The following is a 15,598-nucleotide window of genomic DNA, read 5'->3' as shown; positions in this document are numbered from 1 at the left end:
GCTATTCGTAGGAGTCGAGCGCGTCGCTGAGCTCGGCCGGGATCGGGACGGGCACCGCGTTGCCGTCGACAACCCGCAGGCAGGCCACCACCTGGCTGCCGGAAGCCACCTCGCGCGCATCGCGGCGGAAGACGAAGTCCATGCCGATGCGGTTGCCCGTCCGCTGCCGCAACGACATCTCGACGTCGATCACGTCCAGCGCGAAGCACTCCGAGTGGTAGTCCATGTGGCACGACGCGGTGACGAGCGCGAGCGTCCCGGCCCGCACCGCCCGCACCACGCCGGGAGCCCGCTCGGCGAGGAACAGCTCCCGGCAGTGGCCCTGCCACCGGACGTAGTGGGCGAAGTAGACGTTGCCCACCACGTTGGTCTCGTCGAACGTGACGACGTGGCGGTAGGTGTAGAGCCTCATCCGCTCGCCGTTCCCGCTGTCGCCGTCACGGTCACCACACCGCCGTCGGTCGGCACCCTGGCGTTGACGAGGTACGCACCGGCCGCCTGCGTGACCGTCCACATGGGACGCCCACCGGCGGGTTCCACGCTAGCGCTGATCGTGACGTCGTCGCCCTCGCCCAGCCGGTCGACCAGCAGCTCGGCACCGGCTCCGCGGCGCACCACGAGCTCAAGGCGGTCGGCGACCCCGCATTCGACAAGGCGGCGGCTGAGATACGGCCCGAGCAGGCTCAGCGGCAGGCTGCCGCTCTGTCGTGGTGAGGTGGCGCGCAGCCGCAGACCCTCCCAGCGGGACACCGCGCAGCCCTCACGGTCCCGGACCTCGACGTCGAAGACGAAGTCGTCCGCCGTGTGCGCGCGTTCCTCGGCGGTCACGTGCACCAGCCCGTGAGGGCGTCGCCACACCGTCAACCGGTCGATCCCGGTCGGCAGCGCACGGCGGTGCGGCACGCAGGGCAGCAGTGCGTGGATCGCTGCGTCGTGCGCGCCTGCGTCGCCGAGCAGGAGGTCGCCGGGGTGGAAGTCGCCGAACCACTTCTCGTCGTCACGGGCCTCGACCCAGGCACGTACCCGGAACGCGGTCAGCAGCTCGTACCCGAGCACCCGGCGGAACCGACCGCCGTGGAACATCGTCGGCCCGTACAGCTCGCTGGGAGAACCGCCGACCTCCGGCACCGGCAGCGATCGGCCGGCGGGCGCGGGACCGGCCGGCTCGACGCGCATCCGCATCCGCTCGGTGCGGAACCCGTCCAGGTCGTCGGTGAGCCGCACGTCGGCGCCGTCGCCGTCGGACAGCGCGGCGACGCGGATCGTGCGGCTGGTGCGGGGCGGCACGGTGACGGGTGTCCGCAACGCGACGCCGGTGAAGGCCCAGGTGCCGCGGTGCCCCGACATGGTGGCGACCACCTGTGCCGCGGCCTCGGCGCCAAGCACGGCGGGCAGCACCGGCGTGCCGTCGATGACGTGGTCGGCCAGGTGCGGGTCGGAGCCGGTCGTCAGCGTCGCCTCGGTGACGATCTCGACCCCCGGCGTGAAGGTGCGGACGTTCTCGCAGTACCGCAACGGCAACGGGTCGGGACCGGCGATGCGGACGGTGGGGGACTTCGGCAGCCGTCCGGTCACCAGCACGGTGACCGGCGCGTCCGGTGCGTCGAGGAGCCTCATCAGCGCGGCGGCGCCCTCCTCCGGCTCGATCGGCCGGACGCCGAGCCGCCGCAACCGGTCGAGCGACGCCATCCGTGCCGCCATGCCCAGCCCGGCCCACGCCGTCCACTCCACCACGTGCGTGCGGCAGCCGGGGTGTTTCGCCGCCCAGCGTTCGGTCTCGGCCCGCATCCAGTCGTTGGCGATGGCGTACTCGGCCTGCCCGTCGAGCCCGAACGCCCCGATGACCGAACCGAACGCGACCACCAGCGCCAGGTCCGGCGCGGCCGCGAGGAGCGTCCGCAGGCCCAGCACCTTCGGCGCGAGCGTGTCGGACAGCGTGGCCGCGGTGACCTCGGTGAGCGGGCGGGGGTCGTTGACCGCGGCGCCGTGCAGCAGACCGCGCACAGGACCCAGCCGGGCGGCCTGGGCGACGGCGGCCGTGACCGAAGCGGGGTCGGTCACGTCGCAGCGGACGTAGCGCTCGTCGGCGGAGGGGCCGGATCTGCCGAGCACGACCGGCACACACCCGTAGCGGTCGGCGAGATCCTTGGCGCACAACGCGGTGATACCCGCTCCGCCTCCGGTCACCAGGCACACGTCGCCGGGTTCGAGCACCGGCGCGGCGCCGTGGCCCACGCGCAACGGGCGCAGGTGCGCGCGTTCGGTTCCGCCGCTGCGAAGCTCCAGGTAGCCGCGGCGGGCGGCGAGCGAGGTGTCGAACCACTCCGCTCCCTCCGCGAGCTCGACGACGGTGGTGGCGCAGTCCCGTCGTGCCGCGGCCACGGACCGAGCCACGGCGAGGGCAGCGGGGTGACCGTGGTGCAGCAGGAGCAGCCGGGCGGGACGCTGCCCGGCGATGGCCTCGACCAGGCCCGCCACGTCGGCAACGCCGGCCGCCGGAGGCAGGTAGCCGAGCAGCCCGTCCGTGCCGGGCTTCGTGCTCGTCAGCCGGTGCGGCCAGCTGCCCGCGGGTGCGTGGACCCGCCAGTCCGGTGACCCGTGGCGGTCGGCGCGGTGTGGTTCCCAGTCGTGGCAGAACAGTCGCACCCACGGCCGGACGCCGTCCTCCCCGGTGCGTCCGTCGTGGACGGGCGACGCGGCCAGCACCTCGGCCGCCTCGCCCACCGTCGCGTCCACCGGCACCGGCTCGGGTGCGGACCTGCCGAGCTCGGCCGCCACCTCCGCGAAGAGCTGGACCACCTGCAACGAGTTCAGGTGCAGGTCGGTGAGCAGCGACGTGCGTGCCGTGATCGTCTCGACCGGCAGCTCCAACCGGCGGCTGAGGTGGTCGCGCAGCAGCTGCACCGGGTCGTCGGTGGGCTTCGCGGGCCGTGGCGCCGCAGGCGGTTCGACGGCCGCGGGCACCTCGCACGGGTTGGTGAGCAGGACCAGCGGGGTCGTCACCTGGCGCGGCCGGTGCCCGGACCCCGCGAACCACGGGCTGAGGTCGGCGGCCCGTGCGACGGCGAGTGCCGCGGCGCAGAGGGCGTCCCGTCGTGCGTCGCCGCCGCAGTCGAGGCTCACGGCGGGCAGGTCGCCCGCCAGCCGCGTGAGGACGTCGCCCGGCCCGACCTCCACCAGCAGGTCGCACCGTGCGCTCAGCGCGGCCAGGGCTTCCGTGAACAGCACCGGCCCGGTCAGCTGGTCGGCCAGGTGGCTGCGCAGCTCCGTGCCGGGATCGAGCTCGGTGCCCGTGACCGTCGAGAACACGGTGCCGGACGGCGTGCCGAACTCGACGCCCGCCAGCTCGGCCAGCAGCGGATCACGCGCCGGAGCCATCGCGGCGCTGTGAAACCCGTGCGACACCGGCAGTTCCGTCGCGTGGACACCGTTCGCGCGGCAGCGGGACATCAGCTCGCGCAGCTCGTCCCGCCGTCCGGACACCGTCGTCCGGTGCGTCGCGTTGTGGCCTGCGATCGCCAGCCCGGTACCGCTGATGAGCTCGCGTGCCGCCGCAGCCGGGCAGGCCACGCTCACCATCCCGGTTCCCGGCCGGCCGAACCTGGCCATGATCTCGCCGCGCCGCCGGGCCAGTCGCAGGGCTGTGGCGGGGGAGATCGCCCCGGCCCACGCGAGTGCGGTGATCTCGCCCAGGCTGTGTCCCGCGGCGGCGACCGCCTGGCAGCGCAACAGCCGCAGCCAGGCGAGTCCGGCCAGCGACTGGCGGACGACCGCGGGTTGCACGACCTCGGTGCGGATGTCGTTCGCGGCTGGCGAGGCGGTCGCCGGCACCGTGACGCGGTCACCCCACCAGCTCAGCGACGCACGGACGGGCGAGCCCTGACCGGGGAAGAGCAGTCCGACCCTGGCTGCGGGTCCGGTCGCGACCACGTGGTCCGAGCGCACGGCGAACGTTGCCCCGCCAAGGGTGTGCACGGCGGTGGCCGCGGCGTCCCGGAGCTGGTCCGGCCGCTCGGCGACGAGCGCCGTGCGCACCGGGGCGGACGCGTCGAAGCGCCCGTGCGCCGTGGCGGCGACGTCGAACATCTCGGCTGTGCTCCACCCCGGCGCGGCCCGCTCGACCTCGGCGAGCTGACGTGCCAGCTCGGCTGAACCGGCCGCGGAAAGCAACAGGATCGCGCACCGCGGAGGTGTCAGCGGCGCGGGCAACGGCTCGACGACCCGGTCCACGCACCGGGACAGCGTCAGATGCGCGTTGATGCCACCGAACCCCATCGACGACACGCCGGCCAGCGGCCGGTCGGCGGGCCACGGTTCCGGGCGCCGGAGCGTGCGGACCGGTGCACCCTCCCGTGCCAGGAGCTCGTGCGGTTGCTCGCAGCCGGTCGTCGGCGGCAGGGTCCCGTGGTGCGCGGCGAGCGCGGCCTTGATGGTCCCCGCCACGCCCGCTGCGGCTTTGGTGTGCCCGAGGTTGGCCTTCACGCTGCCGAGGGCGGCAGGGCGGTCCAGGCCGTCGAGCACGGTGTGCAGCACCTCGAGCTCGACCCGGTCACCGACCGCCGTCCCGGTGCCGTGGCCTTCCACGAGGGCGAGCTCCCGTGCGGTACGCCCGGCGACGTCGAGGGCTCGCCGCAGTGCGAGCACCTGCCCGGACGCCGCCGGCCGGGTCAGTCCTCCGGCGCCGTCGCTGGACGTGCCCCAGCCGAGCACGTGCGCGTAGGCGCGCAGACCGCGCCGGTCGGCGTCGGAGGCCCGCATCAGCACGACGACGCCACAGCCCTCGCCGGGGAGGAACCCGGTCGGTCTGGCGTCGTACACCCTCATCCGGTCCACCGCGAGCGCGCCCAGCCGTGAGAACCCCACCAGCTCGAACGGGTCGAGGCTGACGTCGACACCACCGGCCAGCACGACGTCGAGCTCGCCCGCGCGCAGCGCACGGCACGCGGTGACCAGCGCGAGCAGGCTCGACGCGCACGCACCGTCCACCGTGTACCCGGTGCCGTGGAAGTCGAAGTGGTTGCAGATCCGCCCGGCGATCGTGTTCGCGAGCGCGCCCGCCAGCGTCTCGTCGTCGGGCTCCGGGAACGGGCTGCGCACCAGTTCCGCGAACCGCTCCACGACCTGCCGCGCGGTGTCGGTGTCGACCCCGGCACCCGCGAGCGCCTCGCTCGCCACCCGTCGCAGGAACGGCAGCCGCAACCGCAACGTCGCGGCGCGGCTGTGCTCGCCGGTGAGCGAGTTGCCGATGATCACACCGCAGCGGTCGCGGCCGAGGCCCTCACCGCCGGGGAAGCCGGCGTCGGTGAGAGCGGCCGCGGCGGTGTCGAGCGCGAGCCAGTGCGTCGGGTCCGCGGCGCGGAAGAGCCTGCCCGGCACCCGGAACGCCTCCCGGTCGAACGTCCAGCCGTTGAGCAGTCCCGCGTGCGTGACGTAGGTGAGGTCGGGATCAGCGGGCGTGCCGACGTAGTCCGGTGCGAGCCGGGTCGGCGGCACCCTGCGGAAGGCACGGCGCTGGTGCAGCACGGTGTGCCACAGCTCGGCCGGGTCGAGCGCGTCGGGGAACCTGCAGCCGATCCCGACGATCGCGACCGGTTCCATCACGGCCGCCGCACCAGCAGGACGGCGCCGCGCAGCACGCAGGTGATCGCGAGCGCGAAGAACAGCCCGAACGAGACACCCGAGACCACCAGGACCCCGTACACCAGGGCGGCCGTCGCGCCGAACACCACCTGCCGCTTCTTCCCGGCCGGTGTGGTCCCCGGATCGGTGATCATGTAGTTGGTGAACAGGAAGAACGCGAGTCCGGTCATCGGGAGCAGCGCACCCGGCAGGGCGTGGCCGAGCAGCGACCACCGCAGCACCGCCTGCAGTGCGAAGCCGCCCACCCAGCCGAGGACCAGGGGCATCTTCCCGGTCAGACCGGCGTTCAGCATGGTGCCCGCGCCGAGCAGGCCGAGCGGGATGATCCAGTCCAGCGCTCCGGACACGTTGTTGGTGAAGTGGTAGGGCGGCGCGATGCCGACCCAGGGGAAGATCAGCAACACCACGACGATGCCGGCGTTGGACGGGTTGAGCACGTGCCGCCGTTTGCCCCGGACCGTGATCCTGACCAGGTACTTCGTGGAGTTGGCGACCACGACCGCGAACACGTACGGCCAGATCGAGGCGTTGCCCCACAACAGCATCGCGCACGCGAGCGCCGTGATGTGCGGTGGCAGGAGGAAGGTGACCAGGCCGTCGCGGTAGTCGGGCCGCCTCCCGGTCGCCCAGCTGTCCAGTGCCTCGAACACCAGCGCGGTCGCGTAGCTCACCAGCACCGCGACGACCGGCACGATCGGCGCCTGTTCGAAGCCCAGGACCAGATGTCCCGCGATGTTGAACACCGTGATGGACATGGCGAAGCGCCGCAGGGCGCGCACCCGGTTGTCGGCGGGTGCGCGGCCGGGCCGCGGGGGAGTGGCGTCCCCGATCCCGTCCTGGTCCTGCACAGGTGCCTGGGGTGCCTCGGTGCTCATCGGGTCACCACCGTTCCGTCCGGACGCAGCAACAACGTTTGGTGACCCGCACGCACGCCGACGGTGGCCTGGTGGACGCCGGCCGCGTCACGCCAGCGGACCTCGGCGGTGTCGGTCCTGTCCGTGAGCGCCAGGTGCAGCTCGGCCGCGGACACGCCGACGTGCCCGTTGGCGGGGTACAGCTGTGCCTTGGCGGCGCCGGTGGTGACCTGGGCGCCCACGGCCGCGCGGGTGCCGCCGCCGGCCGGAACCACCAGCCGCAGGGTCGCCGCCGGGCCGGACCGGGCGGTCTCGTTGTGCAACAGCACCGAGTTCGCCCACTGGTTCGCGACCAGCGCGTCGAGCTTCCCGTCGCCGTCGACGTCACCCAGCGCGATGCCGCGCGACACCGAGTCGCCGCCGACACCGAGCCGTGCCGCGAGGTCGGCGTACCTGCCGTCCGGTCCGCGCGCCCAGAAGCGGTTCCGCTCATGACCGGACAGGTCGTCCCCCGGCTGGAACCGCGGCCACACTTCCGGATGGCGCAGCAGGTCGTCGTTGCCCATGGCGAGCTCCTGGAGCTCGGGCCACCTGTTCCGCTCACCCCTGAGGAAGCCGACCGCCTGCACCAGCTCGTCCGTGCCGTCGTCGTCGAAGTCGCCGGCCTTGACGTCCCACGACCACCCGCTGCGGGACAGCCCCAGCTCCTCGCCGCGGTCGCGGAACGGCACCTCGCCGTGCAGCAGGTCGGCGCCGGAGCCGTGGGGGGTGAACGCGAAGTTGCTCTCCTGCAACGCGAACGGCGACGTGATGTTGCTGACCACCATCATCGGCAACGGCCCGCGGTCCGCGTAGCTGAACGTGACGCCCATGCCTTTGAAGGAGTCCCGGCCCAGCACCTCGGACTTCGGCGTCACGAGGTCACGGCCGCCGCGCACGGCCCGCAGCCGCACCACTCCGGGCGTGGACGTGTTGACCAGCAGGTGGTCGGGCCCGAAGTCGTTGGCCAGGTAGATCTCCGGCAGACCGTCACCGGTGAGGTCCTGCATCCCGGTGGCCAGCGTCCAGGCCCGTGCCACGTCGTCGGGCAGCGCGATCGTCTGGTCGGTCAGCCCCGGTACCGCGTCCGCCGCACCGGACGGGTGGGTGAGCAGCAGCCGGTTCACGCCGCCGTTGCCGGCCAGCGCCATCGAGTGCTGCATCGCCATGCGGGTGTCGTCGCGGGCCTGCGGGTCGAGCACCCGCGCCCCGTCCGGGAAGTAGTTGGCCACCAGCAGGTCCAGGTGCCCGTCACCGTCCACGTCCGCGACGTTGAGGCCGGTGGAGTTCCACACCTCGACCGGTTCGACGAGCTCGGCCGCGCGGAACGAGCCGGGTGCGTCGCCGCCGGTGTTGAGGAAGACCACCGGTGTCCTGCCCCAGTAGTAGACGAGGAAGTCGACGTCGCCGTCCTCGTCCACGTCGGCCGGGGTGCAGCCCATCGGCGCCATGGTGTCGTCGTACGGCAGCCCACGCGGCCGCAGTTCCGTCGGGGGATAAGAAGGTCCGCCGCTCCCCGGGACGGCGATCAGTCGCACGGAGTCGTCCCGCGGGTCCACCAGGCACGCGTCGGCGGACCGTCCCAGGCCGCGCAGGTCCGCCAGTGTGACGGCCGCACCCACGGAGGAGATCCACCCGCTGATGCGGTCCAGGGCCGGCGCCACCCGCCGCACGTACTTCGCGTCCGCCGGTGCCTCGTTGAGGGAGACCGTCGAGAACGCGTACCTCGCCGCGAGCGCACTGGCGTCCTGTTCGGACAGAGTCGGCCTGGCCACGAGAACACCCGTGCCCACGCACAGCGCGATCGCCACCGACGCGGCCGCCATCCGGCGTCCGAGCTGCCCCATCTCTCCCCCAGTCAGTCGGTTCAGCGGTCCTGCGGTAGTTCCCGCAGCCGCGACTTCCACGTCAGGTACGCACCGATGTCCTCGCGTGCTTCGAGACCGCGTGCCGCGACGTCCGTCCATCCCGAGACCTCGTCCGGACCGGCCCCGCACACCTGCCAGGCGGCCGCCCCGGTGTGCTCCGGCACCACCCCGGCCCGATGCCGCGCGGCGACCGCGAAGGCCACGCCTTGCCGCAGGTCTCCCAGGTGTGGCCCACTGGCCTCGACGACCGCACGCCGCGCGGCGTCGTCGACACCTCCGGCATAGGCACATGCCAGCCCGATACCCGACCACAACGGACCACGCGCCGCGGGTGGCCTGGCCGCCACGAACCGGTGCAGTGCCTCGACATCGCCACTTTCGACGAACCACAGGGCTCGCCCGTGGCCCGCCACCCGCGCCAGCCACCGCGCGGACGGCGGTCCGGCACAGCGCTTGCCGATGGCCCGCGCACCACCGAAGAACGCCTCGGCGAACCCGGCCCCGTCCTCGGACAGCCAGCGCAGCAGCCCGCCCCCGCGGGCAGGACGCACACCCAGCCGTCCCATTCCGCGCCACCAGCCGGTGCCGACGCGCACCAGGTGCGGGTAGCCGGCACCGGGACCGCGCAGCAGGTGGTCCACCGCGCCACCCCGTCCCAGCCGGACGACGTCGCGGAACCGGGCGTGCATCGCGGCGCCCTCGTAGGCGAACCCGCGTTCGTCGGCGGGGAACTCCGCGAGTCGTTCGTGCACGTCACGCCAGCCCGTGGCGGCCTCGTTGAATCCACCGAGAAAACTGCGGGCGTGCTGCTCAAGCACTTCCCGCGTTTCGTAGCGGTCTGTCCGGAATCCACGTCGCCTGAAATCGGCCATGCTTTCCGGAAGTGTCAAAGCGACCCACTCGTGGGTGCGCTGGCTCCTGCTCGTGCGCGACACAGCCACCCCGATTCAGCTGCGGACGGTCGGGTGAGGCAGGTCAGGCCGGGCTTGCTCGTTGGCCGCTGTCCATGCGGCATCCCCCTTGATGATCGATATGCGATCACTCCCCTGGAGAAAATTACTACCAGCTCTAATAGTGATCGGTCAACGAACTGGAGAACCTTCAGTCCATCGGGGGAGAGGCCACACATTTGTTGAAACAAACAACAGCTACCGCTGGGCGAGATCAACGCACGCGGGTTTCCGTCGATGTGGTGACCGGTTTCGACGGCGACGGGAATAGTGCGGACGCGCCGATGATCGAGATGCGGCAGCCACGGCTGCCGACCCGCTACGTCGCCCGCTGGGGGACCGGGGACCCGAACCACTCCATCGTGTCGTAGTCCGGCGTTTGATCCCGCAGTACGGTCGAATCGAGGACGGCCGCCTCTCCTACCAGTTCAGGGTGACGACGGTGAGTGAGGGGTTCGGTCATGGCTGTGGACGTGCTCGACCTGTTGAAGGACGGGTTGCCGGAGAGTTCGGCGCCGAAGCGCCGGGTCGTGGTGGTCGGTGCCGGGATGGCGGGCCTGACCTCCGCCTTGCTGCTCAAGGAAGCCGGGCACGAGGTCACCGTCCTGGAGGGGCAGAACCGGTTGGGTGGGCGCATCCTCACCCACCGCGGGTTCGCGGGCGACATGTACGGCGAGTTCGGCGCGATGCGCTTCCCTGAGCAGCACCCGCTGGTGCAGTGGCTCATCAAGGACAAGTTCGGCCTCGCGACCAAGCCCTTCCCGATGTACGACGAGGACACGTTCATCTACCTGCAGGGCAAGGGCGTGCGCAGACGCGACTTCGACGCGACCTCGTTCAGGTTCGACCTGTCGGCGGCGGAGGCCGGCAAGGCGCCGCACGAACTGCTCCGGCACACGGTGCAGCCGCTGATCGACGTGATGGAGAGCGAGGGCCCGGACAAGGCCTGGCAGAAGATCCTCGTCGACTACGACAAGTACACGCTGCTGGGCTACCTCAAGGAGCGCGGGCTCAGCGACGGCGCGCTGTCCATGCTCGGCCCGCTGTTCAACCTGGAGGGCCGCTACCACTTCTCCCTCGTCGAGTGGTTCTCCCACTACTACGAGGACGTCTTCGGCGACCTCGTGTACATCGTGGACGGAGCCGACTCGCTGCCGCGCGCGTTCGAGCCGTACCTGATGGACGACATCCGGCTCGGCGCACAGGTCCACGGCATCGACCAGGACGAGAACGGCGTGCGCGTGCACTACCGCGCGGGCCGCCGATCGCACACCGTCGTCGCGGACGAGGTGGTGGTGACCGTGCCGTTCGCGAGCCTGCGGCACATGGAGATCGAGGGCCTCGACCCGGACAAGTGGTACGCGATCCGCAACACCTACTACGGCCGCGCGCACAAGCTGTTCATGCAGTTCAGCGAGCGGTGGTGGGAGAGCGCGTACGGCATCACGCACGGCCTGACGGTGACCGACCTGGCCATCCGCAACATCGTCTACCCGCCGGCCGGCCAGGACACCCGCTACCGCAAGGGCGTGATGATCGCGTCCTACTGCTGGGAGCAGGACAGCATGCCCTACACGCCGCTGGCCGGCGAGGAGAGCGTGCAGCAGGCCCTGGAGGACCTGGTCAAGATCCACCCGGAGGCGCGGGACACCTTCGAGTTCGGCGTCTACAAGGACTGGGCGCTGGACTGGTACGCCTGCGGCATCGGCCCGTTGTTCCGCGCGTTCGAGATGAGCGAGGGCTTCTACGAGGACGTGATCCGGCCGGTGGGCCGGGTGTGGTTCGCGAACGACGCGTGCGACCGCCGCCACCGCCGCTGGGTGGAGGGCGCGCTCAAGGCCGCGGTGAAGAACGCCTTCGCCATCAACGAGGGCCTGCGCGACGAGATGCCCTGGAAGGACTAGCGCCAGGTCTCGAAGGCGGTGTGGCTGAGCTGCTTTGACCAAGGCCGGGTGCCGTTGCGCGACCAGCGCAACGGCACCCCGACGGTTCTCCCGCTGGGCCTGCGCCGGGTCTACAGGACGGCTGCGAAGGTGACGGTGCCGCTGACGCTGGTCAAGCCCTCAGGGGTGAGACAGGCGGTGAGGTCGGTCGCGGGCAGGACCTTGGTCTGCACGACCGTCGCGCCTTCGAACAGCCCGTCGACCACGGTGCCGGTCAGGACGAGCACGGTGGTGCCGCCGGGCTTGAGGTTGACCTCGAAGCCGCCGCGGACGGTGCTGCTGTGCCCGGTGTTCCAGTGGTAGGTCGAGGTGTGGGTGGTGGAGCCGGCCAGACAGCTGAACGTGCCGCTGACCAGTGAGGTGAAGGTCGCGCCGGTGATGTCCGGGTGGCTGGGCGACACACAGCCACCCAGCGTGCCGGTGGCGTGGAAGTCGATCTGTCTGGGCAGCAGCGTCATGCCGGGGGAGTAGGTGCCGACCTGGGTGCCCAGGGCACAGTTGACATCCACCACGGAAGCCGAAGCGGGTGCCTGGGAAAGCCCCACGGCGCCGAGCAGCCCGCCGACCACGGCGAAAACCAGTGAACGCAGACGCATGAAGATTCCTGTTCTCCGGAAAGGTGATGAGCGAACCCAGTGTCGTGATCCGCTCATCTGCTCTCAATCGGCTGAACGGCTTGCGGTGCAACACCGTCCGTGGGTGTTCCACTTCCGGAGTTGCGTCGAAAGTGTTGTGTCCACAGGAGCCGGGAATTCGTCGTGCATCCGGTGATCCGTGAGATCAGGTGAGCTGGGTGATGGTGATGTCGGCGGGGCCGCTGGTGCCGGTGACGCCTTCCGGGGTGAAGCACTGCGCCGGCGTGGTGTTGAGCAACGCCGCGTTCATCACGACGGTGGCTCCGGTGAACCTGCCCGCGGCCACGGTGGTGGTCTCACCGGTGTTCCAGGTGACGGTCACGGTGATGGAGACGCCACCGCCGAGGCAGGACACCAGACCGTTGGCCGCGATCGCGTACCCGCCGGAGGTGATGGCAGCGTGGCAAATGGGGAAAACAATGAAACTTTCCGTACTCCAGGGCGGATGGGCGTCGGTTCGGATCACGACATTCTGTTGATCTGGATGTGCGTGGCGGTCTCGGCGATCATCTCCGACGACTCGTCCTCGCTGAGCGCCAACGCCCACTCGCCGCCGAAACACCCCGCGGGTAAGACCTCCTCGTTGGACGACGCGATTCCTGTGCGGCAGAACGAAGTGCGGACCGGTGCCCGGCGCGTGCCGGTGGAGTCACATCCGTGAGACGAAGCCCCCGAGCGCGGAGGACAGCTGGGTCCGGCGGCGCACACCGAGCTTGCGGTAGATGCTCGTGAGGTGGAACTCGACGGTGCGCCGGGTGACGTTGAGCTTGTGCGCGATCTCGTCGTTCGAGCCTCCCTCGAGCACCAGGCCCGCCACGCGGTACTCGTGCGGCGTCAGCAGTGTGCTGGGTGAGGAGCGGGATGGCGTCACCGGCTCGGCGGGAGGCGGCACCGGCTCACCTCGCGCCGGGTCGAACCTCAGACCCGCGAGGCGCTCTCCCGGCTCCACGACGACGCCGCACTGCTCGCCCAGCATCCTCGCCTCCGCGAGGTGTCGCCGCGCCGCGTCGCGTTGTCCCTTCTCCCACTGGGTGACGGCGAGCTCGAGCAGCACCTTGGCGTGCAGCATCCGCGCGGGCGACCTCCTCAGCAGTGAGTCGGCCTCGGTCAGCCAAGGGGCTGCGGCGGCGCCGCCGGTCACGACGCCCACGGTCAGCAACGCGCGGGCCACCACGGTCGGCGTGCCCCACTTCCGTGCCAGTGTCAGTTCTTCGAGCGCCAGGTCCAGTGCCTGCCGGCGTTGTCCCAGCCGGAGTCTGGCCAGCGCCGCGTAGGAGCGCCAGGGGCGCACGGCCGGACTGCCCATGCCCCAGGACACCAGGTGCTCACCGCAGTCGAGCTGGTCGGCGAGCGCTCCTTCGGCGTCACCGCGTTCCATGCGCAACGCACCCCTGGCGTGCAGGAGCGCGGTGTGCGGCCAGGTCCGCGGCAGCGTCCTCGTCCGGCCGAGGAGCAGAAGTGCCTCCTCCGCGTCGTCGAGGGCGCCGAGCTCCATCTGCGCGCGCATCAGCGCTTCCACGGCGTAGACGTTGCCGAAGTGGTCAGCGGGCAGCTCCGCCTTCCTCGCCGCGGACAACGCGATCCTGGCGTCCGCGGCCGCCTCCGTGAAGGACCCGCAGTGGTAGTGCGCGCGGGAACGAACGGTGTGGCCGAGCAGCTCGACCAACGACAACCCCTCCCGATGCGCTTCGAGCAGAACCTCGTTGCAGTAGCGCATCACGAGCTCCAGCTCGTCGGTGCGGATGAAGGCGTTGAGCACGCCGAGGAGTCGCTGCGGGTGTTGCAACAGGACGGCCGCGCCGTTCTGCATGGCCGCGGTGGCCGCCTCGCGGCACAGGCGCAGGTCTGCTCCCCGGTTGCCGGCGTCCTCGGCGATCAATGCCGCGAGCCTGCGACCGCGTGCGTCGCGACGGCGCCACTCGTGCTCGTCGAAGCGGGTGAGGTCCGCATGGCCGGGCGCAGGATCTCGGGACGGCACCGTGAGGCGTTTCAGGAGTTGCAGCATGTCGATCGCCGCGGGGATCTTGGGCCCGATCTCGTCCATGGCGCGGCTCAGCACCTCGTCCGCCTTGTCGTAGGCGCCGTCGAGGTACAGGACCTGGGCGAGCCTGCAGACGACCGCGAGGGTCATCTCCGGGTCGTCCAGCTCGCCGAAGCCCTCTTCGAGGTGCACCACCGCCATCCGCGGGTCGAAGTAGGTCTCGGCGAAACCCAGCCGCAGCAGCAGGTCTCGCCTCTGCGCGGCCGAAACCTCCTCCTGCAGGGCCCTGTTCAGTAGTTTGGCGCCGGACCGGGGATCGCCCTCGGTTATCAGTGTCTCCGCAGTGGTCCGGAGCGCGTCCACGGCCCAAGGACCCAGCCGGGAGGACGTCCGCAGGACGTGCCGCGCGATCAGGGACGAAGCCGCTCGCGTCCGGTGCAGGAATCGCGCGGCACCGGCGTGCAGCTCCTCCCGATCGCTGTAGGCGACGGCTTCCTCGATCCCGCTTTTGATGACCGAGTGGGCGAACGTCAGCTTGCCCTCGGGAGCGAGCACACCCATTCCTTCGAGCTGGCGCACCTGGTCCGCGGCCGCGCCGTTGCTCATCCCGGTGACAGCGGCCAGGAGCTCCAGGTGGGGTGGCGCCACGACGGCGATCGCCTTGGCGACCTCGACCAGTTCGCGTGACTGGCGGTTGAGCCGCGCGAGCACGGACCGGCCGAGCTCCTCCGGCTCCGGGGTGATCAGGTCGGTCGCGGCCCTCTCGTCCGGGGCCACCGACTGTTCCTTCATCAGGGAAAGGATTTGGGTGGACACCATGGGGCAGCCGTTGGTGGCCCGCAGGAGGGAGTCGGTGAACTTCTCGTGCGGTTCGCGTCCGAGCACCTGCTCGGTGAGGGCCGCGATGTCCCGCGCGGTGAGAACGCCCAGCCGCACGCGCTCCGAGTAGATCTCGAGCTCGGCGAGCAGGATCGGATCGGTCGGCCGTATGCCGGACGTGCGGCCCAGCAGGATCGTGACCGGGAGCCGGGCGACGCGGTGGACCAGGTAGTTCAGCCAGCGCAAGGACGGCACGTCCGTCCACTGCACGTCGTCGATGACGAGGCAGAGCGGCGCGTGCTGGGCGAGGCCGGTCGTGATGCGGTAGAGGTCGCGGATCGCCCGGTGGACGTGGACCTCCTCGAAGTCGTCCAGATCGCCCGCCAGGTGTCCGGCGATGACCGCGTGCCCGTGCGGTGCGGCTTCTTCGTCCCAACCGGCCGTCGGCTCCTGGCGAAGGTGCTCGAAGAGCTGCTGGACGACGGCGAAAGGCATTTCCCGTTCCATCGGCGACGCCATGGCCCTGCAGATCACGAATCCACGATCGCGTGCCATCGAGCACGCGGCGTCCAGCAGTGTCGTCTTGCCGATGCCGGTCGCTCCTTCGAACAGGAGCGTGGACGGAGTTGCGCCTTCCGCTGCTTCCAAAGCCTCTGTGATGCGTTTCAACTCGGCGCCGCGGCCGACGAGGGCGGTCCGGCTGTCGAGATTCCGGCGTCGACTGGCGTCGGCTTCCATCGTGAACGCTCCGTAGTTGGCAGCTGGTCCGTTCGGGTAATAATTGTATTAGTTCAGGGCGGTTAAATGCGCTCTTTCAATTCCATGCGAGAGTACCCAGCTGGTCACGGGCGTAAAGGAGGCATTCGGGG

General features: G+C 71.0%; 11 protein-coding genes. 3 read left to right on the top strand and 8 right to left on the bottom strand.

All coding sequences use genetic code 11. The features are described from left to right. Position 1 precedes the first annotated feature (1 nt). The 5 genes from ADL03_RS09230 to ADL03_RS09210 are packed head-to-tail and all read right to left on the bottom strand — an operon-like array spanning position 2 to position 9,336. On the bottom strand, positions 2-412 hold the full coding sequence (locus tag ADL03_RS09230) for a thioesterase family protein (RefSeq protein ID WP_053732952.1): 411 nt from the start codon (positions 410-412) through the stop codon (positions 2-4). Beyond that, positions 409-5,598, bottom strand: a complete 5,190-nt coding sequence (locus ADL03_RS09225; protein ID WP_053732951.1) for a type I polyketide synthase — start codon at positions 5,596-5,598, stop codon at positions 409-411. The genes ADL03_RS09230 and ADL03_RS09225 overlap by 4 nt, the downstream gene beginning before the upstream one ends. Further along, positions 5,598-6,515 carry an enediyne biosynthesis protein gene (locus ADL03_RS09220; RefSeq protein ID WP_197288217.1) on the bottom strand — a complete coding sequence of 306 codons (918 nt, stop codon included), beginning with the start codon at positions 6,513-6,515 and terminating at the stop codon, positions 5,598-5,600. The genes ADL03_RS09225 and ADL03_RS09220 overlap by 1 nt, the downstream gene beginning before the upstream one ends. Then, on the bottom strand, positions 6,512-8,380 hold the full coding sequence (locus ADL03_RS09215) for a CRTAC1 family protein (RefSeq protein ID WP_053732950.1): 1,869 nt from the start codon (positions 8,378-8,380) through the stop codon (positions 6,512-6,514). Before ADL03_RS09215 ends, ADL03_RS09220 begins: the two co-directional genes overlap by 4 nt. A gap of 20 nt (positions 8,381-8,400) precedes the next feature. Further along, a complete protein-coding gene (locus ADL03_RS09210; protein WP_255353346.1) occupies positions 8,401-9,336 on the bottom strand; it encodes a DUF1702 family protein in 936 nt (311 codons plus the stop codon). 257 nt (positions 9,337-9,593) lie between these two features. Between ADL03_RS09210 and ADL03_RS50160 the strand changes: the two genes are divergently transcribed. Together ADL03_RS50160 and ADL03_RS09205 are read left to right on the top strand one after the other, a co-directional pair. Beyond that, the gene (locus tag ADL03_RS50160) at positions 9,594-9,722 is read left to right on the top strand and encodes a hypothetical protein (protein WP_255353344.1); all 129 of its coding nucleotides are present in this window, start codon (positions 9,594-9,596) and stop codon (positions 9,720-9,722) included. 90 nt (positions 9,723-9,812) lie between these two features. Beyond that, positions 9,813-11,255, top strand: coding sequence for an FAD-dependent oxidoreductase (locus ADL03_RS09205; protein WP_082373003.1), 1,443 nt, complete (start codon positions 9,813-9,815; stop codon positions 11,253-11,255). Between the two features lie 110 nt (positions 11,256-11,365). On the opposite strand, the gene ADL03_RS09200 is transcribed toward ADL03_RS09205, so the two are convergent. Next, positions 11,366-11,890, bottom strand: coding sequence for a hypothetical protein (locus ADL03_RS09200; RefSeq protein WP_053732947.1), 525 nt, complete (start codon positions 11,888-11,890; stop codon positions 11,366-11,368). A gap of 184 nt (positions 11,891-12,074) precedes the next feature. After that, a complete protein-coding gene (locus ADL03_RS09195) occupies positions 12,075-12,284 on the bottom strand; it encodes a hypothetical protein (RefSeq protein WP_053732946.1) in 210 nt (69 codons plus the stop codon). 90 nt (positions 12,285-12,374) lie between these two features. On the opposite strand from ADL03_RS09195, the gene ADL03_RS09190 reads away from it, so the two are divergent. Beyond that, entirely contained in the window at positions 12,375-12,590 is a 216-nt protein-coding gene (locus tag ADL03_RS09190) for a hypothetical protein (RefSeq protein ID WP_053732945.1), read from the top strand. Here ADL03_RS09190 and ADL03_RS09185 read toward each other — a convergent pair. Continuing rightward, positions 12,579-15,467 (bottom strand): LuxR family transcriptional regulator, encoded by a 2,889-nt coding sequence (locus ADL03_RS09185; RefSeq protein ID WP_082373002.1) that lies wholly within the window; start codon positions 15,465-15,467, stop codon positions 12,579-12,581. The genes ADL03_RS09190 and ADL03_RS09185 overlap by 12 nt on opposite strands. Between the last annotated feature and the right edge of the window lie 131 nt (positions 15,468-15,598).

The organism is Nocardia sp. NRRL S-836 (assembly GCF_001279525.1).
Taxonomy (GTDB): domain Bacteria; phylum Actinomycetota; class Actinomycetes; order Mycobacteriales; family Pseudonocardiaceae; genus Lentzea.
The sequence above is the reverse complement of the archived record's forward strand: the minus strand, read 5'-3'. Positions and strand labels throughout refer to the sequence as shown.